21 protein-coding genes are annotated in these 21,740 nt (G+C 67.6%); 8 read left to right on the top strand and 13 right to left on the bottom strand.

Annotation, left to right across the window (positions count from 1 at the left end):
- The first annotated feature begins 19 nt into the window (after positions 1-19).
- Entirely contained in the window at positions 20-595 is a 576-nt protein-coding gene (locus tag OCU_RS40235; protein ID WP_014380444.1) for a TetR/AcrR family transcriptional regulator, read from the top strand.
- On the opposite strand, the gene OCU_RS40240 is transcribed toward OCU_RS40235, so the two are convergent.
- The 4 genes from OCU_RS40240 to trxA form a co-directional block, all read right to left on the bottom strand.
- Positions 592-789, bottom strand: a complete 198-nt coding sequence (locus OCU_RS40240; protein WP_008257988.1) for a helix-turn-helix domain-containing protein — start codon at positions 787-789, stop codon at positions 592-594. The two genes, OCU_RS40235 and OCU_RS40240, sit on opposite strands and share 4 nt — an antisense overlap.
- A 183-nt stretch (positions 790-972) precedes the next feature.
- Positions 973-2,610, bottom strand: a complete 1,638-nt coding sequence (locus OCU_RS40245) for an ABC-F family ATP-binding cassette domain-containing protein (RefSeq protein ID WP_014380445.1) — start codon at positions 2,608-2,610, stop codon at positions 973-975.
- A gap of 27 nt (positions 2,611-2,637) precedes the next feature.
- Positions 2,638-3,447: an enoyl-CoA hydratase gene (locus OCU_RS40250; RefSeq protein ID WP_008257990.1), complete on the bottom strand. Its 810-nt coding sequence runs from the start codon at positions 3,445-3,447 to the stop codon at positions 2,638-2,640.
- 43 nt (positions 3,448-3,490) lie between these two features.
- Positions 3,491-3,844: a thioredoxin gene (gene trxA / locus OCU_RS40255; protein ID WP_009953261.1), complete on the bottom strand. Its 354-nt coding sequence runs from the start codon at positions 3,842-3,844 to the stop codon at positions 3,491-3,493.
- Between the two features lie 145 nt (positions 3,845-3,989).
- On the opposite strand from trxA, the gene OCU_RS40260 reads away from it, so the two are divergent.
- The 4 genes from OCU_RS40260 (at position 3,990) to OCU_RS40280 (ending at position 8,061) form a co-directional block, all read left to right on the top strand.
- Positions 3,990-5,819, top strand: a complete 1,830-nt coding sequence (locus OCU_RS40260; protein ID WP_009953260.1) for an acyl-CoA dehydrogenase — start codon at positions 3,990-3,992, stop codon at positions 5,817-5,819.
- A 73-nt stretch (positions 5,820-5,892) separates the two neighbouring features.
- Entirely contained in the window at positions 5,893-6,681 is a 789-nt protein-coding gene (locus OCU_RS40270; protein ID WP_026071332.1) for a DUF5666 domain-containing protein, read from the top strand.
- Between the two features lie 125 nt (positions 6,682-6,806).
- The gene (locus tag OCU_RS40275; protein ID WP_014380449.1) at positions 6,807-7,544 is read left to right on the top strand and encodes a DUF5666 domain-containing protein; all 738 of its coding nucleotides are present in this window, start codon (positions 6,807-6,809) and stop codon (positions 7,542-7,544) included.
- Positions 7,545-7,842: 298 nt separating this feature from the next.
- Positions 7,843-8,061, top strand: coding sequence for a hypothetical protein (locus OCU_RS40280; protein ID WP_009955746.1), 219 nt, complete (start codon positions 7,843-7,845; stop codon positions 8,059-8,061).
- Between the two features lie 20 nt (positions 8,062-8,081).
- On the opposite strand, the gene OCU_RS40285 is transcribed toward OCU_RS40280, so the two are convergent.
- The 9 genes from OCU_RS40285 to OCU_RS40325 all read right to left on the bottom strand — a co-directional run bounded on the left by OCU_RS40285 (position 8,082) and on the right by OCU_RS40325 (position 18,129).
- Complete coding sequence (locus tag OCU_RS40285; protein WP_009955747.1) at positions 8,082-11,027, bottom strand: MMPL/RND family transporter; 2,946 nt, start codon at positions 11,025-11,027, stop codon at positions 8,082-8,084.
- Entirely contained in the window at positions 11,024-11,449 is a 426-nt protein-coding gene (locus OCU_RS40290; RefSeq protein WP_008258012.1) for an MmpS family transport accessory protein, read from the bottom strand. Before OCU_RS40290 ends, OCU_RS40285 begins: the two co-directional genes overlap by 4 nt.
- Positions 11,450-11,816: 367 nt before the next feature.
- Entirely contained in the window at positions 11,817-12,164 is a 348-nt protein-coding gene (locus OCU_RS40295) for a metal-sulfur cluster assembly factor (protein WP_008258091.1), read from the bottom strand.
- Positions 12,139-12,639 carry a Fe-S cluster assembly sulfur transfer protein SufU gene (gene sufU, locus OCU_RS40300; protein ID WP_009955750.1) on the bottom strand — a complete coding sequence of 167 codons (501 nt, stop codon included), beginning with the start codon at positions 12,637-12,639 and terminating at the stop codon, positions 12,139-12,141. The genes OCU_RS40295 and sufU overlap by 26 nt, the downstream gene beginning before the upstream one ends.
- A complete protein-coding gene (locus OCU_RS40305; RefSeq protein WP_009955751.1) occupies positions 12,636-13,952 on the bottom strand; it encodes a cysteine desulfurase in 1,317 nt (438 codons plus the stop codon). Before OCU_RS40305 ends, sufU begins: the two co-directional genes overlap by 4 nt.
- Position 13,953: 1 nt before the next feature.
- Positions 13,954-14,727 carry a Fe-S cluster assembly ATPase SufC gene (sufC, locus tag OCU_RS40310; RefSeq protein ID WP_009955752.1) on the bottom strand — a complete coding sequence of 258 codons (774 nt, stop codon included), beginning with the start codon at positions 14,725-14,727 and terminating at the stop codon, positions 13,954-13,956.
- Positions 14,727-15,911 (bottom strand): Fe-S cluster assembly protein SufD, encoded by a 1,185-nt coding sequence (gene sufD, locus OCU_RS40315; RefSeq protein WP_009955753.1) that lies wholly within the window; start codon positions 15,909-15,911, stop codon positions 14,727-14,729. Before sufD ends, sufC begins: the two co-directional genes overlap by 1 nt.
- The gene (gene sufB, locus OCU_RS40320) at positions 15,911-17,359 is read right to left on the bottom strand and encodes a Fe-S cluster assembly protein SufB (RefSeq protein ID WP_009955754.1); all 1,449 of its coding nucleotides are present in this window, start codon (positions 17,357-17,359) and stop codon (positions 15,911-15,913) included. Before sufB ends, sufD begins: the two co-directional genes overlap by 1 nt.
- Positions 17,356-18,129: a helix-turn-helix transcriptional regulator gene (locus OCU_RS40325; protein WP_009955755.1), complete on the bottom strand. Its 774-nt coding sequence runs from the start codon at positions 18,127-18,129 to the stop codon at positions 17,356-17,358. Before OCU_RS40325 ends, sufB begins: the two co-directional genes overlap by 4 nt.
- Before the next feature lie 96 nt (positions 18,130-18,225).
- On the opposite strand from OCU_RS40325, the gene mptB reads away from it, so the two are divergent.
- The 3 genes from mptB (at position 18,226) to OCU_RS40340 (ending at position 21,699) form a co-directional block, all read left to right on the top strand.
- On the top strand, positions 18,226-19,929 hold the full coding sequence (mptB, locus tag OCU_RS40330; protein ID WP_014385239.1) for a polyprenol phosphomannose-dependent alpha 1,6 mannosyltransferase MptB: 1,704 nt from the start codon (positions 18,226-18,228) through the stop codon (positions 19,927-19,929).
- A gap of 61 nt (positions 19,930-19,990) precedes the next feature.
- On the top strand, positions 19,991-20,926 hold the full coding sequence (locus OCU_RS40335; protein ID WP_014380451.1) for an ABC transporter ATP-binding protein: 936 nt from the start codon (positions 19,991-19,993) through the stop codon (positions 20,924-20,926).
- The gene (locus OCU_RS40340) at positions 20,923-21,699 is read left to right on the top strand and encodes an ABC transporter permease (protein WP_014380452.1); all 777 of its coding nucleotides are present in this window, start codon (positions 20,923-20,925) and stop codon (positions 21,697-21,699) included. The genes OCU_RS40335 and OCU_RS40340 overlap by 4 nt, the downstream gene beginning before the upstream one ends.
- Positions 21,700-21,740 lie beyond the last annotated feature (41 nt).

A 21,740-nucleotide genomic window follows, 5' to 3' on the forward strand; every position in this document is an offset into this window, starting at 1 on the left:
GAGACCGGCCCAGCCACTCGTGCCCAAAGTCAGCGAGGACCATCTGGCGGCTCGCCGCCGCCAGATCCTCGACGGCGCCCGCCGCTGCTTTGCCGAATTCGGCTACGACAAGGCGACGGTGCGCCGCCTGGAGAAGGCGATCGGGATGTCGCGCGGCGCGATCTTCCACCATTTCCGGGACAAGGACGCGCTGTTTTTCGCACTCGCCCACGAGGACGCCGAGCGGATGGCCGACGTGGCCTCCCGCGCGGGACTGATCCAGGTGATGCGGGACATGCTGGCCGCGCCCGACCAGTTCGACTGGCTGGCCACCAGATTGGAGATCGCCCGCAAGCTGCGCAACGATCCCGCGTTCAGCCGCGGCTGGGCGGAGCGTTCGGCCGAGCTGGCGGCGGCGACCACCGATCGGTTGCGCCGGCAGACGGAGGCACACCGGGTGCGCGACGACGTGCCCGGCGACGTACTGCAGTGCTATCTGGAGTTGGTGCTCGACGGCCTGGTCGCCCGGCTGGCGTCCGGCGAGGACCCGCAACGCCTGGCCTTGGTGCTCGACCTGGTCGAGAACTCGATGCGGCGCAACGGTTCTCGAGGTTAGGCCCGCGCCGCCTTCGCGGTCCGGTTGGGGCCGCCGCGGCTGCGCATCGTGGTACCCGACTCCCGCAGCAGGCTGTGGATCGACCCGTACGACCTACCGGTCGTGGCAACCAGGCTGCGGATGCTGGCCCCGCCTTCGTAGGCGTGGCGCAGCTCGTCCAACAACTGGTCGCGCGCCTTGGCCGACCTGTGCATTGCTCTTCTCATGGCTCCTCCGACACCGGGACACGACCGCAAGAAACCTAGAGTAAGAAGCCGTCGTCGACCGCGGGCGAATTTCGCCAAATCGCCTTGGGGCGCTTGCCGCCAGTGGCGATCGCAAGCGCGACCGCCGCAGAGTCCAAGCCGGGCGCAGCGGGTCGCCACCATCAGGCCAAGTCAGGCGAGCTCGATGAGATCCCGGTATTCGTCGGACCAGTAGTCCTCGGTGCCGTCCGGTAGCAGCACCACTCGTTGCGGGTCGAGGGCCTCGGCGGCGCCGGGGTCGTGCGTCACCAGCACCACCGCGCCCCGATAACTGCGCAGCGCGTCGAGCACCTGCTCGCGCGACGCCGGATCGAGGTTGTTCGTCGGTTCGTCGAGCAACAAGACGTTGGCGGTCGACGCCACCAAACCGGCCAGCGCGAGCCGGGTTTTCTCACCGCCGGACAGCGTGCCCGCCATTTGGTCGAGCTGCGGACCGCTGAACATGAACGCGCCCAGCAGGCCGCGCAGGTCCTGCTCGCCCGAATCCGGGGCGGCGTGGCGGATGTTGTCCCACACGCTCGCGTCGTTGTCGAGGGTGTCGTGCTCCTGCGCGAAGTAGCCGATCCGCAGGCCGTGCCCGGGCTCGAGCCCTCCGGTGTCGGGGGCCTCGGTGCCGGCCAGCAGCCTCAGCAGTGTGGTCTTGCCGGCGCCGTTGAGCCCCAGCACCACCACCCGCGAGCCGCGGTCGATCGCCAGATCGACACCGGTGAACACCTCCAGCGACCCGTAGGACTTGCTCAGCCCCTTGGCGACCAGCGGCGTGCGCCCGCACGCGGCCGGCGTCGGGAACTTGATGCGGGCCACCTTGTCGGCGACGCGCTCCTCGTCGAGCGCGGCCATCATCCGGTCGGCGCGGCGCAACATGTTCTGGGCGGCAACGGCTTTGGTGGCCTTGGCGCCGAGCTTCGCGGCCTGGGTGCGCAGCGCGGCGGCCTTGCGTTCGGCGTTGGCGCGCTCCCGGCGGCGGCGCTGCTCGTCGGTCGCGCGCGCGTCGAGGTATTTCTGCCAGCCCATGTTGTAGACGTCGGCCTCGCCGCGCACGGCATCCAGAAACCACACCCGGTTGACGACGTCGGCGAGCAATTCGACGTTGTGGCTGATGATCACCAGCCCGCCGGTGTGGGCCCGCAGGAAATCGCGCAACCAGCCGATGGAATCCGCATCGAGGTGGTTGGTGGGCTCGTCGAGCAACAGCGTGGTCTCCGAGCCCGAGGTTCCCGCTCCGCCCTCGGAGGCGGCGAACAGGATGCGCGCCAATTCCACCCGGCGGCGCTGCCCCCCGGACAGGGTGCGCAGCTGCTGGGTCAGCACCCGTTCCGGCAGGCCGAGACTGGCGCAGATGCGGCTGGCTTCGCTCTCCGCGCCGTAGCCGCCCAGGGCCACGAAACGCTCCTCGAGCTGCCCGTACCGACGGATCGCGCGGTCGCGGGCGTCGTCGTCGGCGACCTCGGCCATCAACGCCTGCTGCTTTTCCAGGTCGGTGAGCAACACGTCCAACCCGCGGGCCGACAGGACCCGGTCGCGGGCCAGCACGTCGAGGTCGCCCTCTTTGGGATCCTGTGGCAGATAACCGATTTCGCCTGTGCGGGTGATCGACCCGGCGTACGGCTCGGTCTCCCCCGCCAGGATGCGCAGGGTGGTGGTCTTGCCGGCGCCGTTGCGGCCGACCAGGCCGATGCGGTCGCCGGGCTGGACCCGCAGATCGGGGCCGTCGGGCGAGAGCAGGATGCGCGCGCCAGCGCGGACCTCCAGGTCCGTGGCCGTGATCACGATCGCTCTCCCGAGTTGAAAAGACGCCTATTTGTCGTCGGTGAATACCGCTGGTCGTCGTTCTGCGCGTGCGGCAACCGCTTCTTCGAAGTTGGCGGTGAGCAGGCGGACGAAAAGCTGTCCCAAGCCTTCGGCTTGCATGTGCCCTTCCAGGCTACCGGCGTCCAGTCCACTCCACAGCGTGCGCTTGGTCAACTCGACGCCCGGCCGCGAGAACGCCGCGATCCGCGCGGCGATGGCGTAGCAGGTGTCCAGCAGCTGCTTGTCGGGCACCTGGCAGGACACCAGCCCGATGCGCTCGGCCTCCTCGGCGGTGATGTCGCGCCCGGTCAGCATGATCTCGAACGCCCGCGACGACCCGATAGCCCGCGGCAGCAGGTAGGACAACCCCAGTTCGCTGGCCGTCAGCCCGTTGTTGATGCCGGCGGCGCGGAAGTACGCGGTGGTGGAGGCCACGCGGATGTCGGCGGCCAGCGCCAGGCACAGGCCGCCGCCGATGGCGGGGCCGTTGACCGCGGCGATCACCGGCTGGTGCAACCGGCGCAAACCCAGGATGACCTCGTCGAGAATCTCCATGGAGCGCAGCGCATAGGTGGGGCGGGTCAGCCCCTCGACGTGGGGCACCGAGCCCGCGGACTTGTGATCAGCCCCCGAGGAAAAGCCCCGGCCGGCCCCGGTGAGGACGACAACGCGCACCGCGTTGTCGTACCTGACCTTTTCCAGGGCCTCCTTGAGCGGGACCATGACATCGAACGCCATGGAGTTCATCCGCTCGGGCCGGTTGAGGGTTATCAGCGCGACGCCGGGCCGCGGGTGGTCCACCAGTACCAAACTCACCCATGCAACCTAGCGCGTGGCCGACGCCGGCGCGGTGTCGCGCTTACTCGGCCGGGCCGGCTTCGGCGGCGTCGACGTCGAACGCCCGGACCTGCTGAACCAGGTCCTCCAGCGCGGCGGGAGGCAGCGCACCCGGCTGGTTGAACAGCAGTTTGCCCTTCTTGAAGGCCATCAGCGTGGGGATGGACCGGATCTGGGCGGCCGCGGCCAGCTGCTGTTCGGCCTCGGTGTCGACCTTGGCGTGCACGATGTCGGGGTGTTTCTCCGAGGAGGCCTGGAACGTGGGGCCGAACTGGCGGCAAGGACCACACCAGGACGCCCAGAAGTCGACGAGCACGATGTCGTTGCCCTCGATGGTTTCGTTGAACTTCTCAGCGGTGAGATCGAGTGTTGTCACATTTGCGGTAACGCCCGGCGCCGACACGGTGTTCCCGCTCCGCCGGCGCCGCGCCCGGCGCTGGTTACGGTTGCGTACGTTTTCCCGCGTCCGACAGACTGGGCCTGACCATCCGCCGCCTCAATGAACCAGCGAGGGAATCGCGTTGGGCCACTACATCGCAAACGTCCGTGATCTCGAGTTCAACCTCTTCGAGGTCCTCGATATCGGCGCCGTCCTGGGCACCGGGGGCTACAGCGAACTCGACGAGGAGACGGTCCGCACGATATTGGCCGAGGCCGCCCGCCTCGCCGAGGGCCCGGTCGCCGAATCCTTCGCCTTCGCCGACCGCAACCCGCCGGAGTTCGACCCGGCCGAGCACACCATCAGCGTGCCCGACGAGCTGGCCAAGACGGTGCAGGCGATCAAGGAGGCCGGCTGGTGGCGGCTGATGCTGGCCGAGGAGATCGGCGGCATGGCCGCACCCCCGCCGCTGGCGTGGGGGGTCAACGAGATGATCATCTGCGCCAACCCGTCGGCGAACTTCTTCTGCCTCGGCCCGTTGATGGCCCAGGCCCTGTACATCGAGGGCAACGAGCAGCAGCGGCACTGGGCCGCCGAGGGCGTCGAGCGCGGCTGGGCGGCCACCATGGTGCTCACCGAACCCGACGCGGGTTCTGACGTCGGCGCCGGACGCGCCAAGGCCTTCGAACAGCCCGACGGCACCTGGCACATCGAGGGCGTCAAGCGCTTCATCTCCGGCGGCGACGTGGGCGACACCGCCGAGAACATCTTCCACCTGGTGCTGGCCCGCCCCGAGGGCGCGGGTCCGGGCACAAAAGGCCTGAGCCTGTTCTATGTGCCCAACTATCTGTTCGACCCGGACACATTCGAACTCGGTTCGCGCAACGGGGTTTTCGTCACCGGCCTGGAACACAAGATGGGCATCAAGTCCTCACCCACGTGCGAATTGACCTTTGGCGCAACCGATGTGCCCGCCGTCGGCTACTTGGTCGGCGACGTGCACCGGGGTATCGCGCAGATGTTCACCGTGATCGAGCACGCGCGCATGACGATTGGCGTCAAGGCCGCCGGCACACTGTCCACCGGTTATCTGAACGCGCTGGCTTTCGCCAAGGAGCGGGTGCAAGGTGCGGACCTGACGCAAATGTCCGACAAGACCGCGCCGCGGGTCACGATCATCCACCACCCCGACGTGCGCCGCAGCCTGATGACCCAGAAGGCCTACGCCGAGGGCCTGCGGGCGCTCTACATGTACGCCGCCGCACACCAGGATGACGCAGTGGCCCAACGTGTTTCGGGCGCCGATCACGACATGGCGCACCGGATCGACGATCTGCTGCTGCCCATCGTCAAGGGCGTGAGCTCGGAGCGGGCCTACGAGGTGCTGACCGAATCGCTGCAGACACTGGGCGGTTCCGGCTTTTTGGCCGACTACCCGCTCGAGCAGTACATCCGCGATTCCAAGATCGACTCGCTCTACGAGGGCACCACCGCCATCCAGGCGCTCGACTTCTTCTTCCGCAAGATCGTGCGCGATCGCGGCCAGGCCCTGCAGTTCCTGACGACTCAGATCACCGCGACCATCGACGACTGCGACGAGGCCCTCAAGCCGGTCGCCCAACTCCTGCAGACCGCGTACGACGACGTGACGGCGATGACGGGCGCACTGACCGGGTATCTGATGTCCGCCGCCCAACAGCCCACCGATATCTACAAGGTGGGGCTGGCGTCGGTGCGGTTTCTACTCGCCGTGGGCGATCTGCTGATCGGCTGGCGATTGCTGGTGCAGGCCGGCGTCGCACACCGCGCGCTGACCGACGGCGCGGCGGGCGCTGACGAACCGTTCTATCAGGGCAAGGTCGCGACCGCGACGTTCTTCGCCAAGAACATGTTGCCGAAGCTGACCTCCCTGCGCACGGTCATCGAGGCCATCGACGACGAGATCATGAGGGTGCCCGAAGAGGCCTTCTGACGGTCACAGGTTACGCACAGCTCAAATGGGTAAACCATGACGTTCGCTCTCACCGACGAATGGAGAAACGTTGATGTCTGCCAGCTGTGCCGTGCCCCGGCTCACGCGCTTCGCGGTATTCGCGGTCGCGGGGGCCACCGCCCTGTCCCTGTCCGCCTGCGGCTCGTCGAACAAATCCAGCTCCACCTCCACCTCGACCTCGACGTCGACGTCCACCGTGACCTCGGCGGCCCCCTCGTCCACCCCGAACGCCGAAGCTAAGGTCAGCGGCCTTATCGCGTCGGTGGCCGGCAACTCCATCCAGGTCACCAAGGAAGACAACGCGACCGCCGCGGTGAACTTCACCTCGACCACCAAGATCACCGAGGCCGTTCCGGCCGGCCTGCCCGACGTGACCCAGGGCAGCTGCCTCAGCGTGAAGCCCACCGAGGGATCGGCGCCCGGGCAGCCGGTGACGGCCGCGAAGGTCAAGATCAGCGAGTCCGTCAACGGCACCTGCCCCAAACCGCACGAGTCCACCCCCGGCGGGGCCAGCAGCACACCGCCGTCCGGCTCGCCGTCGCCGGCCCCCGCCAAGCCGGCCTGGGTGCGGGGTTCGGTTGCGTCGGTTTCGGGCAACACCATCAACCTGACCGGCACGGATGCCAGCGGAAACACCACGCAGACGACGGTCACGGTCGACGACAAGACCAAATACACCAAGCAGACCAGCGCGAACACCGAAGCGATCGCGCCGGGCAAGTGCCTGTCCGCGCGCGGAACCACGGACAGCGGCGGCGCGCTGCAGGCGACGAGCATCAAGCTACGACAGGCCGTCGACGGCAAATGCGGCAAGCCCAAGCAGCCCGGCCAGGGTGGATGACCCAGGCTCGAGCCAGCTGAGATTGCCGTCACCGCCGGCGGGCGCGAGCGAAAACCGCGCCCGCCGGGGGTGATTGGCCACGAGGGCGAACATGTGATGGAGAAGAGTCTGTGCGTGCCGCTTCGTTGAAACCCCGGCCGACGCACATCGCGATCGCCGCGGTGATCGTTTTCATCGCGTTGTGCGTGGCCATGTGCGACTCCCCGCGCGACACGTCGAGCAGTAACGCGCCGCCCGCCGTCACGGCCGTCCCGCCCAGCGCCGCACCGAGCGCGGTGCCACCGCCGGCGCCGCCCCCGCCGCCGCCGGTCGGCAAGGATTACGTCGAGGGCATGGTCCAGTCGGTGTCGGCTGGCACGATCGCGCTGCGGACGCGAACCGGCTCCGCGAGTGTGGATTACACGCCCGAGACGAGGGTTGTCCAGGTCACCCCGGCCAAGCTGGCCGACGTGACCCCCGGCAGCTGCGTGAACGTCCGCGCCACCCCGCAGAGCGCGCCGACCCCCGGGGCGGTCACCGCGCAAGCGGTGACGGTCACCGCGTCCGCGGACGGCAAGTGCCCGCCGCCGGCCGGGTTCTACGGGACGGTTGCGTCGGTGTCGGGCAACACCATCACCGTCACCGGGCTGGGCCCCGGCGGCCCGGGCGCGCCCACCACCGTGACCGTCACCGAATCGACCTCATATCAACGGCAGACACCGTCGGACGCCCAGGCGATCACCAACGGTAAATGCCTGGGCGCTAACGGAACTCAAGACGGCGGTGTGCTGCACGCGGCGATGATCAGCTTGGAGACGTGCCCGCCCATGGGCCACCCGCACCACCACCACCTGCATCTGCCCCACCTGCCGTTCCACCTTTAGCCTGCGGCGCGGAGCCGGGCGCAGCGGGTCGCCGGCCGTTCAGCCGTTGAACTGGTCGGAATAGACAGAGTCATTGTTGAGCTGCACCGGCAGCGTCGACCGTTTGACCCGTCCGGTTCGCTGATCTGCCGTGACGGCGGGAATCGAAAACGACCGAGTTGGTTTTGGGCGGCAGTTAATTCGTTAGCGAAATAAAGTGACTTTGAATTGCACGCCTCCTGTTTTGCGCAACGGAAATTGTCCGCTAGCGATAAGAAACCAGCACCGATTCAGGGCAGCCGCGCGTATTCTGACCAGTATGGTCAAGACCAAGACCTGCGTGCATTGCGGCCACACGTTCGACCCGGATGCCCGGCGGCGTGACCTATCCGATCCGGAGTGGCTCCCGGCCGCATCGGTCTATTGTTCGCACGAGTGCAGTGACCGCTACCATTGCGAGATCGTGCATTGCTGCTCGACCCACGTCAAAGAGAAGGCTCAGCGCGAAGCCGCCATGGCGGCGCATCGCGAAACGTAGACCGATTGTCCCGCCGGCTGCTATGTCTGCGCATCCGACGGCACCCCGCGTTGCGGGTGGTACAGCAGTGCACGAACAAGCGGGCGGGGTCCGACCGACCGGAGCATCTGACTGGCCGGGCGGACCCGTACCCGCTTCGGCCACCAGAACCAGCGTCCCATCACCGTCATGATCGACGGCGTGATGAGCGATCGGACGACGAACGTGTCGAACAACAGGCCGATGCCGATCGTCGTGCCGAATTGGCCGATCGCCCGGAGATCGCTGGTGATCATCGTGCCCATGGTGACGGCGAACACCACGCCGGCGGCCGTCACCACCGGCCCGGTCACACCCATGCCGCGGATGAGTCCCGTTTTCAGCCCCGCTCCGATCTCCTCCTCGATGCGGGACACCAGCATCAGGTTGTAGTCGGACCCCACCGCCAGGAGCACGATCAACGCGAATTCGGTTGCCACCCAGTGCAACTGGAAATCACCAAGGTGCTGCCAGATCAGTGTCGAGAACCCGAAGGCGGCCCCTAGCGACATCACGATGGTGCCGACGATGACGCCCGCCGCGACCAGCGCGCGGGTCACGATCACCATGATGATGAAGATGAGCACGATCGAGGCCACCCCGGCGATCATCAGGTCGTACTTGGCGCCGTTGGCGATGTCGTAAAACGTTGCGGCCGTGCCGCCGAGGTAGATGTCCGCGTTCTCCAGCGAGGTGAGTTTCAGCGCCTCCTTGGCCGCTTGGCGCTCCTGATCGACGGACGCGATTCCCTTCGACGTCGCCGGATCCACGGAGTGAGTGATGATGAAGCGCGCGGCCTTGCCGTCCGGCGACACCATCAGGCTCAACCCCAGCTGGAAGTCCGAGTTCTGGAAGATCTCGGGTGGCAGGTAGAACAGGCTCTCCACCTGGGCGTCGTTGAAGGACTTGCCCATCACGGCGTTCGTGTCGGTCAACCGGTCGAACTGATCGATCAGGCTGTCGAACGAGCTGTAGATGGTCAGCGTCGTATCCCGGATCGACTTCGAGACGGCGATGTTCTCGGGGATGATCGCCAGCAGTTCGCGCGTGGCCTTGGCCGTGTTGGTGAGGTCGCTCGTGAGGGCGTGGAACTTTTCGGCCAGCAGATCGAACCCGTCCAGCGCGTCGAACAGGCTCCGTAGCGACCAGCAGATCGGGATGTCGTAGCAGTGCTTCTCCCAGTAGAAGTAGCTGCGAATCGGTCTCCAGAAGTCGTCGAAATCCGCGATGTGATCCCGGATTTCGTCCGTGATGGCCGCCGTCTCCCCCGTGGTTTTCGAGCTGTCGTCGGCGGCGTTCGCGAGCTTCTGTGTGACCGCGTACTGACGCTCCAACAGCGCGATCTGGGTGTCGAGGAAACCGGTGATCTTCTTGATGTCGGCGACGCGATCCTTCAGGTAGTTCAGGTTGCTGCGGATCGGCGCGCTTTGCACACTGAGCTGGAACGGAATCGATCCGTCTTGAATCGGCGGGCCCAGAGGCCTGGTGATGCTCTGCACACGTTCGATGCCCGGCACCCGGAAAATGGCACCGGCGATCTTGTCCAGGACCAGCATGTCCCTCGGATTGCGCAGATCGTGGTCCGATTCGATCATCAGAAGGTCCGGGTTCAACCGGGCCTGGGTGAAGTGTTGATCGGCCGCGGTGTACGCCTGCACCGACGAAGCGCTCGGCGGCAAGTAGTACAGGTCGTTGTAACGAGGAGTGAAGCCCATCAAGCCAATTGCGCCGACGATCGCCAGGATGACCGACGTAGCGAGGATGGGCGCCGGCCACCGCACGATGGCCGTCGCCAAGCGGCGCCACCGCGTGTAGTTGAACTCGCGCTTCGGGTCGAAAAGGCCGAAGCCGCTTGCGAAGGCGATCAGCGCGGGCGTCAGCGTGACGCCCGCGGCCACCACCACCAGCAGACCGACCGCACACGGAAACGCCAGCGAACTGAAGTACGGCAGCCGGGTGAATTTCAGACAGGCCAGCGCCCCGACAATCGTCAAACCCGAGCCCAGCACCACCTTGGTGACACCGGCGAACGTGTCGTAATAGGCGGCTTCGCGATCCAGCCCCCGTTCGCGGCCCTCCTGGTAGCGGCCGACCATGAATATGGCGTAGTCGGTGCCGGCGGCGATGGCCAGTGCCGTCAACAAGTTGACGGCGAAGGTCGACAGCCCCATGATGCCGGTTTCGCCCAGCAGCGCAACGACGCCGCGACCGGTGGCCAGTCCGACGAACAGGATGACCATCGTCAGCAACACCGTGCCGATGGATCGATAGACGAACATCAGCATGATCGCGATGATGATGATGGTGATGATCGTCATCTTGGCCAGGCTCGCGTCGCCGACGACGATCGTGTCGGCGGTCAGGGCTCCCTGACCGGCGACGTAGGCCTTCACCCCGGCCGGCGGTTTCGAGTCCGCGACGATTTTGCGAACCGCCGCAACCGATTTGTCGCCGACGGCCCCGCCTTGGTCACCCCGCAGGTTGACCTGAACATAGGCGGCCTTGTGGTCGTAGCTCTCGACACCGGAAGACGTGAATCGCTGTCCCCAGAAATTCAGCGCATGCTCGACGTGTTCGTGGTCCTGCTGCAGCTTCTTGACCAGATCGTCGTAAAACCGGTGAGCATCCTCGCCGAGGGGTTTGTCACCGACCAGGGTCACCAGGACAAGGTTGTCGGAGTCGTACTCCTTGAATTTCTCCCCGATGTGCTTCATCCCGGTCACCGAGGGCGCGTCGGATGGCGAGAGCGGCACCGAGACTTCCTCGGCAACCTTTTCCAGCTGTGGGACGAAGACGTTGACGCCGATCGCGATCAGCAGCCAGACCACGATGATCGGCAGCGCCAGGACACGCATGGTGCGGGCGATCCGCGGTTTCCGGTCAACCTCGGTGCGCTGCACGACGGGGATTTCGGCCGTGTCGTCAGCGTCGCTGCTATCGCTGCTCACGCGGACTTGTCCAAGCAGGAAACCTGCGCGTTCCGGTTGGTGGCCTGTTGTTGATCGACCAACTTGCCGTCGACGGTGATGCGGCAGCCGATGAAGGGACTGTCACCTTGGGCGACGACGTAGGCGAAGATGCCGGGCATCTCGGCGACGATCGTCTTCGACCACGGCAAGGTGGTGAAGTTGGCCTTCTGCGGCAGTGACTCCGCATCCATCCAGTTGACGACGCCGGTCGTCCCGGGCGGTCCCAGGATTTCGTAGATGGCGGTCTTGGCCGCATACGGCGGGGTCGCGTCCCGGGGATCGGGCTTGGGCAGCCCGGGTCCTGGGAAAACGCCGTTGAGTCGGATCACTGCGACGCCACCGATGACCAGCGCCACAGCCACGACCAGCGGAACCCATGCCCGCTTGAGAAGCGTTAACACCGTGCCCCCCGATCAGGAATGCTCGACCGGCTGATATTAAGACATCTCTTCGCGTGCGCCACGGCTAGCCGAACGCAACAGCGGTCGAGTTGATTCCCGGGGGCGGCCGCCAGACCGACGCCGCAGCGGCCAGACATCCTCCTCTTTGTTGCGATGGCGTCGCGGCGCTTCATCCACCCGCGACACGTTGAATCCAAAGGCTACGGACAGTACGTAATTCTGCTCACGAGCCCGGGCGCGCCGCGGCGCAACGCATTTCGTGGCGTCGTCCACAACTGCGGCCGCGAACCGCGACGGATGATCGAGCGTCCCCTCCACAACCCGTGGCGGGAGCCGCGCGTCGGCGCGGCGTGCGAAAGGGCCGGTTCTAGACCGTGAAGCCAAGGGCGCGCAGTTGCTCGCGCCCGTCGTCGGTGATCTTGTCCGGGCCCCATGGCGGGTTCCACACCCAGTTGATCTTCAGCTCGTCGACCAAGCCGGCGCCGACGAGCGCGCTGCGCGACTGGTCCTCGATGACGTCCTGCAACGGGCACGCCGCCGAGGTGAGCGTCATGTCGATCAACGCCACCGGGCCCATCTCGCCGTGCTCGACCTCCAAGCCGTACACCAGGCCCAAATCCATGACGTTGATGCCGAGTTCGGGGTCGACGACGTCATGCATCGCTTCCTCGACATCGGCGAGCAACTCGTCATGCGGTGTGGTGGTCTCGCTCATCTGTAACCTCCTCGAGGGCTGGTTCTTGTCGTGAGTAAGCCTGTGCCAGCGCGTCTTTGCACGCCATCCACCCCAGCAGCGCGCATTTCACCCTGGCGGGGTATTTGGCCACCCCGGCGAACGCGACCCCGTCGCCGAGCACGTCCTCGTCGCCCTCGATGGTGCCGCGGGAGGACACCATCTCGGTGAACGCGGTGATGGTCTTGAGGGCATCGCCGACACTTTGACCGATCACCTGCTGGGTGAGGACCGAGGTGGCCGCCTGGCTGATCGAGCAGCCCTGCCCGTCGTACGACACGTCGGCGACGGTTTCGCCGTCGTCGGACAGCGCGACGCGCAGGGTGACCTCGTCACCGCAGACCGGGTTGACGTGGAACACCTCGGCGCCGAACGGCTCCCGCAGCCCGCGGTGCTGCGGGTGCTTGTAGTGATCAAGGATCACGTCCTGATACATCTGTTCGAGGCGCAAGGTCATTGTCTCCCAACCCATGGCGACGACCCGCTGCTCCCGGCTTCGCCGCGCTTGCGATCGCCGACGAAGAAATCCAGCGCGCGGCGCACGCCCGCGACCAACCGCTCGACCTCCTCGGCGGTGTTGTACACCGCGAAGGACGCCCGGGCCGTGGCCGCCAGCCCGAACCGGCGATGCAGCGGCAGCGCGCAGTGGTGCCCCACGCGCACCGCGACGCCGTCGTCGTCGAGGACCTGCCCGACGTCGTGCGCGTGCACGCCGTCGACGACGAATGACACCGGAGAGCCGCGGTTTTCCAGTGCGGTGGGCCCTATGATCCGCACGCCCTCGATCCCGGACAGGCCCTCGAGGGCGGCGGCGACCAGCCCGCGTTCGTGCGCCTCGACGGCGTCCATGCCGATGCCGTCGAGATAGCGGGCGGCCGCGGCCAGCCCGACCACCTGGGACGTCATCGGGGTGCCGGCCTCGAAACGCTGCGGGGGCGCGGCGTAGGTGGAGGCGTCCATGGCGACGTTCTCGATCATGGAGCCGCCGGTGAGGAATGGCGGCATCGCCGACAACAACTCCCCGCGTCCGTACAGCACGCCCATCCCGTTGGGACCCAGCATTTTATGGCCGGAGAAGGCGGCGAAGTCGACGTCGAGCGCGTGGAAGTCGACCGGGCGGTGCGGCACCGACTGGCAGGAGTCCAGCACGGTGAGCGCGCCGACGGCTTTGGCGCGGGAGACCAGTTCGCCCACCGGCGCGAGCGCGCCGGTGACATTGGAATGGTGGCTGAAGGCAACGACTTTGACCCGCTCGTCGAGCTCCAGCGAGTCCAGGTCGATGCGCCCCTCGTCGGTGACGCCGTACCAGCGCAGCGTGGCACCGGTGCGGCGGGCCAGCTCCTGCCAGGGGACCAGGTTGGCGTGGTGCTCGAGCTCGGTGGTGACGATGACGTCGCCGGGGCCGACGGCACGCTCGAACCGGTTGTCGCCCAGCACATAGGAGACCAGGTTGAGCGCCTCGGTGGCGTTCTTGGTGAAGATCAGCTCCTGCGCGTCGGCGCCGACGAACGCCGCGATGTCGGCGCGGCCCTGCTCGTAGGCGTCGGTGGCCTCCTCCATCAGCTGGTGCGCACCACGATGCACGCCCCCGTTGGACGTCAGCAGAAACTCGCGCTCGGCGTCGAGCACCTGCAGCGGCCGCTGGGCCGTCGCCCCGGAGTCCAGATACGCCAACTGATTTCCGCCGCGCATGACGCGCTTGAGGATCGGGAAGTCGGCACGAATCGCCGCGAGATCGAGAGCGGAATCCGCTGCATCACGCCGAGTCATGTCAGGCCTTCGCAGACGCCGCCTGCACGAAGCGCTCGTAGCCGTGCTCCTCGAGCTGGTCGGCCAATTCCGGTCCGCCGGCTTCGACGATGCGCCCGCCGACGAACACGTGGACGAACTGCGGCTGGATGTAGCGCAGGATGCGGGTGTAGTGCGTGATCAGCAGGACGCCGCCATGCTCGGCTTCGGCGTAGCGATTCACACCCTCACTGACCACCCGCAGCGCGTCGACGTCCAGGCCGGAGTCGGTCTCGTCCAGGATGGCGATCTTGGGCTTGAGCAGCGACAGCTGAAGAATCTCGTGGCGCTTCTTCTCACCGCCGGAAAAGCCTTCGTTCACACTGCGTTCGGAGAACGCCGGGTCGATTCCCAGGTCGTCCATCGCGGCCTTGACTTCCTTGACCCAGTGCCGCAGCTTCGGCGCCTCACCGCGCACGGCGGTGGCGGCCGAGCGCAGGAAGTTCGACATGGACACCCCGGTGACCTCGATCGGGTACTGCATCGCGAGGAACAGGCCGGCCCGGGCGCGTTCGTCGACGCTCATCGCCAGCACGTCCTGGCCGTCCAGCGTGATCGATCCGGACGTCACCTCGTACTTCGGGTGCCCGGCGATGGCGTAGGACAGGGTGGACTTGCCGGATCCGTTGGGACCCATCAGCGCGTGCGTCTCCCCCGAGGACACCGTGAGGTCGACGCCCTTGAGGATTCCGATGGCGTCGGCCTCGTTGGTGCGCGCGACGCTGACGTGTAAGTCCTTGATTTCGAGCGTGGTCATCAGTTCTTGTTTCCTTCGGTCAGCTCAAGCTCGTGTTCGATGGCCTCGGTCAGACGCTCGCGCACGGCGGGCACGGCGATCTTCTGGATGATCTCGGCGAAGAAGCCGCGCACGATCAATCGGCGGGCCTGGTCTTCGGGGATGCCGCGGGCCCGTAGGTAGAACACCTGCTCGTCGTCGAATCGCCCTGTGGCACTCGCGTGTCCGGCGCCGACGATCTCACCGGTCTCGATCTCGAGGTTGGGCACCGAATCGGCGCGGGCACCGTCGGTGAGGATCAGATTGCGGTTGGTTTCGAAGGTGTCGGTGCCGGTCGCCTCGGCGCGGATCAGCACGTCGCCGACCCAGACGGCGTGTGCGTCCGGACGGTCGGATTCCGGATCCGCTTGCAGCGCACCCTTGTACAGCACGTCCGAGCGGCAATTGGGGTGAGCGTGGTCGACGAGCAGCCGGGATTCGATGTGCTGGCCGTCATCGGCGAAGTAGGTGCCGAGCAGTTGAGCGTCGCCGCCGGCGGCGGTGAACCGCACCGTCGTCGAGGTGCGCACCAGGTCTCCCCCGAGCGTCACGTTGACGTGGCCGAGCACCGAATCCTTGCCCAGCCGTGCGTGATGCGCGCTGACGTTGACCATGTCGTCCGCCCAGTCGGCGATCCAGATCACCCCGAGCGCCGCCGAGTCTGAAACAATGATCTCGACGTTGTCGGCGTACGTTCCGCTGCCGCGCAGGTCGACGACCACGATGGCCCGCGCGAGTTCCTCGACGCGGATCTGCAGATGCCCGTAGGCGACCGCGCCCTCGCCCGGCCCGTCCACTACGATCTCGATGGGCTTGGCGACCTCGGTGTCACGCGCCACGGTCACCACCGTCGCGGAGTTGAACGACGAGAAAGCCTGAGCCGCAACGCGATCGGCGGGAACGCCGCCCTGGCCCAGCCGCTCGTCGCCCCGGCGGACGACTTCGGTGCGCACACCCGGCTGTTCGGTGACGGTGATCTGCGCCTTGCCGGTGGCATGCGCCGAACCGTCGTGCAGGCCGCGCAGCCGGCGCAACGGGGTGAAGCGCCAGATTTCGTCGCGGCCGTGCGGGACCTCGAACGCGTCCACGTCGAAGGAGGAGAACAGCTCCCCCTTGTTCAGCGCGGTAAGCGACGACCCCTCGACCGCTTCGGTCAGATTCGTCACTAGCCGACCGCGCCTTCCATCTGGAGCTCGATCAGGCGGTTGAGCTCCAGCGCGTACTCCATCGGCAGCTCTTTGGCGATCGGCTCGACGAAGCCGCGCACCACCATCGCCATCGCCTCGTCCTCGGTCAGGCCGCGGCTCATCAGGTAGAAGAGCTGGTCCTCGCTGACCTTGGACACGGTGGCCTCGTGCCCCATCGTGACGTCGTCCTCGCGGATGTCGACATACGGATAGGTGTCGCTGCGGCTGATCGTATCGACCAGCAGCGCATCGCATTTCACGCTGGAGCGTGATCCGTGGGCGCCCTTGTTCACCTGCACCAGGCCGCGATACGAGGCGCGGCCCCCGCCGCGCGCCACCGACTTGGACACGATGTTGCTCGACGTGTTGGGCGCCAGGTGCAGCATCTTGGCGCCGGTGTCCTGGTGCTGGTCTTCGCCGGCGAAGGCCACCGAGAGCACCTCGCCCTTGGCGTACTCGCCGGTCATCCAGACCGCCGGGTACTTCATGGTGACCTTGGATCCGATGTTGCCGTCGACCCACTCCATCGTCGCGCCGGCCTCGGCGCGGGCGCGCTTGGTGACCAGGTTGTAGACGTTGTTCGACCAGTTCTGAATCGTCGTGTAGCGAACGCGCGCATTGGGTTTCACGATGATCTCGACGACGGCCGAGTGCAGCGAGTCCGATTTGTAGATCGGCGCGGTGCAGCCCTCGACGTAGTGCACGTACGAACCCTCGTCGGCGATGATCAGCGTCCGCTCGAACTGGCCCATGTTCTCGGTGTTGATCCGGAAGTAGGCCTGCAGCGGGATGTCGACGTGCACGCCCGGTGGGACGTAGATGAACGAGCCGCCGCTCCACACCGCGGTGTTGAGCGCGGAGAACTTGTTGTCCCCGGCCGGGATCACGGTGCCGAAGTACTCCTGGAAGATCTCGGGGTGCTCGCGCAGGCCGGTGTCGGTGTCGACGAAGATGACGCCCTGGGCCTCGAGGTCCTCGCGGATCTGGTGGTAGACCACCTCGGACTCGTACTGCGCCGCCACGCCACCGACCAGGCGCTGCTTCTCCGCCTCGGGGATGCCCAGCCGGTCGTAGGTGTTGCGGATGTCCTCGGGCAGGTCATCCCAGGTCGCCGCCTGCTTTTCGGTGGAGCGCACGAAGTACTTGATGTTCTCGAAGTCGATGCCCTCCAGGTTCGAGCCCCACGTCGGCATCGGCTTGCGCTCGAAGATGCGCAGCGCCTTGAGCCGGGCCTGCAGCATCCACTCGGGCTCGCTCTTCTTCTCGGAGATGTCGCGGACCACCGCCTCGGACAGCCCGCGCTGGGCGCTGGCGCCCGCGACGTCGGAGTCGGCCCAGCCGTAGCCGTACCGCCCCAGGGAGGCGATCGCCTCTTCCTGGGTCAGCGGCGCGGTAGCCGTCTTGCTGGCCTCGGGTGTGAGTGTCATCGAGACGCTCCTTTGATGCTCGTGGTGTCGGTCATGTGGCGCGGGCTGGGCGCCGTACTTGAAGCCTTGCTCTGCGTCAGCGGGACGTGCGTGGTGCAGGCGCAGTCGCCGTTGACGATGGTCGCCAACCGCTGGACATGGGTGCCCAGCACCTCGGCCATCGCCTGCTGTTCGGCCTCGCACAGCTCGGGGAATTCCTCGGCGACATGCGAGACCGGGCAGTGGTGCTGGCAGATCTGCACGCCGTGAATCGGCCCGCCGACCTGGGTGGTGCTGGCAACATAGCCGGCCTTGGTCAGCGCGGTGGCGATCCGTTCGGCGGCCGCCTCGACGTCGTCGTCCGCCGCGCTGTCAGCCGCGGTGACCTCGGTCAAGATGGCGTCGATCCGTTGCCGGGCGAACGCCTGAACCGCCTCTTCGCCGCCGATCTCGCGAAGCTGCCGCATGGCCGCCGCCGCCAGGTCGTCGTAGGCGTGGTCAAGCTTGGCCCGACCGCCGGCGGTCAACCGGTAGCGCTTCGCGGGACGCCCGCGCCCCGCCTGCTGCCATGCCGCGGGGGCCGTGGCCTCGGCATCGCCCGCCTCGATCAGGGCGTCGAGGTGCCGGCGCACACCGGCGGCCGCCAGGCCCAGCCGGTCACCGATCTCGCCCGCGGTGATCGTTCCGGATTCCAGCAGCAGGCGCACGATGGCGCGGCGGGTGTGACGATCCGAGCTCGCAGCACCGACGTCGGGCGCGGCGACGCCATCGGGGCTGGTTCGGATTTTCACAACACCAGTGTGACGCAATTCCGACGATCGGTCTAGCAAGGGTCCCCTGTCCTGGCGTTGCGCTGGTCACACCGCCGGACGGCTACGCTGCTGAAGATGTCAGCCCGCCACCACACGCTGAGCTCGTCGATCGCGAGTCTGCACGGCGACGAGCAGGCGGTGGGTACGCCGCTGAACGATACCGAGCTGACCTCGCTCCGCCGCATCCGCCTGTTCGGCGCCAGCGGCACGATGCTGATGGCGATCGGCGCGCTGGGCGCCGGGGCGCGGCCCGTCGTGCAGGACCCGACGTTCGGGGTGCGGCTGCTCAACCTGCCGTCGCGCATCCAGACCGTGTCGTTGACGATGACGACCACGGGCGCGGTCATGATGGCGCTGGCCTGGCTGATGCTCGGCCGGTTCGCGCTGGGCAACCGGCGGATGTCGCGCGGTGACCTGGACCGCACCCTGCTGCTGTGGGTGCTGCCGCTGCTGATCGCCCCACCGATGTACAGCAAGGACGTCTACTCCTATCTGGCGCAGAGCCAGATCTCCCTGGAGGGACTCGACCCGTACCGGGTCGGCCCGGCCTCCGGGCTGGGCCTGTCCCACATCTTCACCCTGTCCGTGCCGACCCTGTGGCGCGAGACGCCCGCGCCCTACGGCCCGCTGTTTCTGTGGATGGGGCGCGGCATTTCGGCGATCACCGGGGAGAACATCGTCGCGGCCGTGCTGTGCCACCGGCTCGTCGAGCTGCTCGGCGTCGCACTGATCGTGTGGGCGACGCCCCGGCTGGCCCGGCGCTGCGGCGTCGCCGAGGTCAGCGCGCTGTGGCTGGGCGCGGCCAATCCGCTGCTGATCATGCATCTGGTGGCCGGCGTGCACAACGAGGCGCTGATGCTGGGCCTGATGCTGGCGGGCGCCGAATTCGCGCTGCGCGGTGTCGACACCCCGCGCCTGCTGCCGCGCTCCCTCAAGCCGGGTCCCGACTGGGAACCGCTGGGCATGCTGGTGGCCGGCGCCGTCCTGATCACGCTGTCGTCGCAGGTGAAGCTGCCGTCGCTGCTGGCGCTGGGCTTCGTCACGATGGCCCTGGCCTACCGGCGGGGAGGAAACCTGCGCGCCCTGCTGTTGACCGGAGGCGGCATGGCGGCCCTGTCGCTGGCGGTGATGGCCGTCGTGGGCTGGGCCAGCGGCCTGGGCTTCGGCTGGATCTACACGCTGGGCACCGCGAACGTGGTGCGCAGCTGGATGTCGCCCCCGACGCTGCTGGCGCTCGGCACCGGGCAGGTGGGCATCCTGCTGGGCCTGGGCGATCACACCACCGCGGTGTTGGGACTGACCCGTGCGATCGGTGTGCTGATCATCACGGTCATGGTGGCGTGGCTGCTGCTGGCCGTCTTCCGCGGCCGGTTGCACCCGATCGGCGGCCTCGGCGTCGCGCTGGGCATCTGCGTGCTGCTGTTCCCGGTCGTGCAGCCCTGGTATCTGCTGTGGGCGATCATCCCGCTGGCCTGCTGGGCCACCCGCACCGGCTTCCGGGTGGCGGCGATCGTCATCAGCCTCGTCGTCGGCATCTTCGGCCCGACCGCCAACGGCGACCGGTTCGCACTGTTCCAGATCGTGGACGCCACGCTGGCCAGCACCGTCATCGTGGTGCTGCTCATCGCGCTGACCTACACCCGGTTGCCCTGGCGGCCCCTGCCGGTGCAGGCCCGGGAAACCGACCGTCGACCGGCCGCCGACCCGTCATCGCCCGCGCAACCTGCCCCGACCCCGCGGCCGACGCCGACCCATGACGCCTACGCTGATTCCACGTGAGCCGCGCCGACGACCCAGCCGTGCGCCGCATGAGCGGCGCCTATGAGGAGGAGCGGCGCTCGTGAGTCCCGACGTTCCTGACACGGTCGTTCGACTGCGCGGCGTGAGCAAGCACTACGGATCCACCACAGCGGTCTCCGATCTCGACCTGGAAGTGCACGCCGCCGAGGTGCTGGCCCTGCTCGGGCCCAACGGCGCCGGTAAGACCACGACGGTCGAGATGTGCGAGGGCTTCGTGCGCCCGGACGCCGGCACCATCGAGGTGCTCGGCCTGGACCCGATGGCCGACAACGCGCGGCTGCGGGCGCGCATCGGCGTGATGCTGCAGGGCGGCGGCGGCTACCCGGCGGCCCGCGCCGGCGAGATGCTCGACCTGGTGGCCGCCTACGCGGCCGATCCGCTGGACCCGGCGTGGCTGCTGGACATCCTGGGCCTCACCGACGCCGCGCGCACCACCTACCGCCGGCTCTCCGGCGGGCAACAGCAACGGCTCGCGCTGGCGTGCGCGCTGGTCGGCCGGCCCGAACTGGTGTTCCTCGACGAGCCCACGGCGGGCATGGACGCCCACGCGCGGCTGCTGGTGTGGGAGCTGATCGACGCGCTGCGCCGCGACGGCGTGACGGTGGTGCTGACGACCCACCAACTCAAAGAAGCAGAGGAGCTCGCCGACCGGATCGTCATCATCGACCGCGGGGCGACGGTGGCCTCGGGCACGCCCACCGAGCTCATGCGCAGCGGGGCCAAGGACCAGTTGCGGTTCAGCGCGCCGCCCCGGCTCGACCTGTCCCTGTTGACCGCGGCGCTGCCCGAGGACTACAAGGCCACCGAGGTGACGCCGGGCGAATACCTCGTCGAGGGCCCGGTCGACCCGCAGGTGCTGGCGACGGTCACGGCGTGGTGTGCCCGCATCGACGTGCTGGCCACCGACATGCGCGTCGAGCAACGCAGCCTCGAGGACGTGTTCCTCGACCTCACCGGCAGGAAGTTGCGGCCATGAGCGAATCACCTTTCCCCGCAGGCACTTTCGCCCCCGACCCGCGCCCCAGCGCGGTGCCCAAGATGCTGGCCGCGCAGTTCGGTCTGGAGCTCAAGCTGCTGCTGCGCAACGGCGAACAACTGCTGCTGACCATGTTCATCCCGATCACGCTGCTGGTCGGGCTCACGCTGCTGCCGCTCGGCTCGTTCGGCCAGCACCGCGCCGCCACGTTCACCCCGGTCATCATGGCGCTGGCGGTGATCTCGACCGCGTTCACCGGGCAGGCGATCGCGGTCGCCTTCGACCGCCGCTACGGCGCGCTCAAGCGGCTCGGGGCCACCCCGCTGCCGGTGTGGGGCATCATCGCGGGCAAGTCCCTGGCCGTCGTCACGGTGGTGTTCTTGCAGGCAATCCTGTTGGGCGCCATCGGTTTTGCGCTGGGTTGGCGACCCGCGTTGCTCGCGTTGGCGTTGGGCGCGGGGGTCATCGCGCTGGGCACCGTGGTGTTCGCGGCGCTCGGCCTGCTGCTCGGCGGGACGCTGCGGGCCGAGATCGTGCTCGCGGTTGCCAACCTGATGTGGTTCGTCTTCGCCGGCCTGGGCGCGCTGACCGTGGAAACCGACATCATCCCGACGGGGGTGAAATGGGCGGCCCGGCTGACCCCGTCGGGCGCGCTGACCGAGGCGCTGTCGCAGGCGATGACCATGTCGGTGGACTGGTTCGGTGTGATCGTCCTGGCGGCCTGGGGCACGCTGGGCGCGCTGAGTGCGCTGCGCTGGTTCCGGTTCACCTGACGACCGCTCGGCGACCCAGGGCGTACTACAGCATGTAGTTT

The sequence above is a fragment of the Mycobacterium intracellulare ATCC 13950 genome (assembly GCF_000277125.1).
Lineage (GTDB): Bacteria > Actinomycetota > Actinomycetes > Mycobacteriales > Mycobacteriaceae > Mycobacterium > Mycobacterium intracellulare.

Excerpts from the sequence above, each read along its gene's own strand:
- OCU_RS40240 (WP_008257988.1), bottom strand. The coding sequence starts at position 789 with ATGCACAGGTCGGCCAAGGCGCGCGACCAGTTGTTGGACGAGCTGCGC.
- OCU_RS40270 (WP_026071332.1), top strand. The coding sequence starts at position 5,893 with ATGTCTGCCAGCTGTGCCGTGCCCCGGCTCACGCGCTTCGCGGTATTC.
- OCU_RS40280 (WP_009955746.1), top strand. The coding sequence starts at position 7,843 with ATGGTCAAGACCAAGACCTGCGTGCATTGCGGCCACACGTTCGACCCG.
- OCU_RS40295 (WP_008258091.1), bottom strand. The coding sequence starts at position 12,164 with ATGAGCGAGACCACCACACCGCATGACGAGTTGCTCGCCGATGTCGAG.
- sufU (WP_009955750.1), bottom strand. The coding sequence starts at position 12,639 with ATGACCTTGCGCCTCGAACAGATGTATCAGGACGTGATCCTTGATCAC.
- OCU_RS40305 (WP_009955751.1), bottom strand. The coding sequence starts at position 13,952 with ATGACTCGGCGTGATGCAGCGGATTCCGCTCTCGATCTCGCGGCGATT.
- sufC (WP_009955752.1), bottom strand. The coding sequence starts at position 14,727 with ATGACCACGCTCGAAATCAAGGACTTACACGTCAGCGTCGCGCGCACC.
- sufB (WP_009955754.1), bottom strand. The coding sequence starts at position 17,359 with ATGACACTCACACCCGAGGCCAGCAAGACGGCTACCGCGCCGCTGACC.
- mptB (WP_014385239.1), top strand. The coding sequence starts at position 18,226 with ATGTCAGCCCGCCACCACACGCTGAGCTCGTCGATCGCGAGTCTGCAC.
- OCU_RS40340 (WP_014380452.1), top strand. The coding sequence starts at position 20,923 with ATGAGCGAATCACCTTTCCCCGCAGGCACTTTCGCCCCCGACCCGCGC.